This window comes from Streptomyces pacificus, from assembly GCF_011766325.1.
Lineage (GTDB): Bacteria > Actinomycetota > Actinomycetes > Streptomycetales > Streptomycetaceae > Streptomyces > Streptomyces pacificus.
On the sequence record NZ_BLLG01000002.1, the window covers coordinates 1 to 1,687 of the forward strand.

Sequence of the window (1,687 nt, forward strand, 5' to 3'; positions counted from 1 at the left end):
CGCCCAACCCACCTCCACCGAACGACCCGCAACCCCCCCCAACGCCTCCAACCCCGCATCCAACGCCCCACCCGACCGCGCCGACACCAACCACGGCACCACCCCATCCCCAGCCACCCCAGACCCAGCCACCCCAGACCCAGACCCCGACACCACCCCCTCCCCCGCAGACACCCCCTCCACAACCACATGCGCATTCGTCCCACTCACCCCGAACGACGACACACCCGCCCGACGCGGCCGCCCCACCGAAGGCCACACGACACGCTCGGCCACAAGCTCCACCGCACCCGCCGACCAATCCACATGCGACGACGGCTCCACCACATGCAACGTCCGCGGCACCACCCCATGCCGCATCGCCATCACCATCTTGATCACACCCGCCACACCCGCCGCCGCCTGCGTATGACCGATATTCGACTTCACCGACCCCAGCAACAACGGCCGCCCCGCATCCCGCTCCTGCCCATACGTCGCCAGCAACGCCTGCGCCTCGATCGGATCACCCAGCGCCGTCCCCGTACCATGCCCCTCCACCACATCCACATCCGACGCGGCGAGACCGGCACGGTCCAGCGCCTGCCGGATCACCCGCTGCTGAGCGCGTCCGTTGGGCGCGGTGAAGCCGTTGGAGGCACCGTCCGAGTTGACCGCGCTTCCGCGCACCACGGCGAGCACGGGATGCCCGGCCTCCACCGCATCGGACAAACGTTCGAGCATCAGCATGCCGGCGCCCTCGGACCAGCCGGTGCCGTCCGCGTCGTCGGAGAACGCCTTGCAGCGGCCGTCGCGCGCGAGTCCGCCGGCGCGGCTGAACTCGACCAGGGAACCGGGTGTACACATCACGTTGACGCCGCCGGCGAGGGCGAGGTCGCACTCGCCGCCGCGCAGCGCCTGGGCCGCGAGATGCAGCGCCACCAGCGACGACGAGCACGCGGTGTCGACCGTGACGGTGGGGCCTTCCAGACCGAGGGCGTAGGCGATGCGGCCGGACTCGGCTGAGGCCGCGATGCCGGTGCCGACGTCGCCGGTGGCGTCGTCGAGACCGCGGATCAGCAGATGCTGGTAGTCCTGACCGTTGGTGCCGACGAACACGCCGGTGCGGGAACCGCGCAGCCCGGCCGGGTCGATGCCCGCGCGCTCGACGGCTTCCCAGGAGGTCTCCAGCAGCAGGCGCTGCTGGGGGTCCATGGTGATCGCCTCGCGCGGTGAGATGCCGAAGAAGCCGGCGTCGAAGTCGGCGAGGGCGGTCAGGAAGCCGCCCTGGATGCTCACGCTGTTGCCGCGTTCGTCGGCACCGCCGCCCAGCAGCGAGGCGATGTCCCACCCGCGGTCCGTGGGGAAGCCGGTGATCGCGTCGCCCCCGGAAGCGACGAGCTCCCACAGCTGTTCCGGCGAGTGGATGCCGGCCGGGAAGCGGCAGGCCATGCCGACGATCGCTACCGGCTCGGTGGCGGCGGCGACCAGTTGCCGGTTCTGCCTGCGCAACCGCTCCGCGTCCTTCATCGCGGCGCGCAGTGCCTCGACAACCTTCTCGCTGGAGGTGTTCATTCATCAGCTCCGTCGTCCGCAGTCATCCGACCGCCATTGCAGCAGCCGCGGCAGTAGCGTTTTCCTCAGAGAAACGGCAGCGGACAGGCGGCCGGGGGCTGTCCGTGCGGGACGACCCGGCCGCCGGCCCGTG

Annotated in this window: 1 protein-coding gene; it reads right to left on the reverse strand. The window is 71.0% G+C overall.

Going from position 1 to position 1,687, the window contains the following annotated elements:
* Positions 1 to 1,554, reverse strand: a 1,554-nt coding sequence (locus tag SCWH03_RS03085) for a type I polyketide synthase (protein ID WP_254076526.1), incomplete at its 3' end; no start/stop codon positions are given.
* Positions 1,555 to 1,687: the final 133 nt, after the last annotated feature.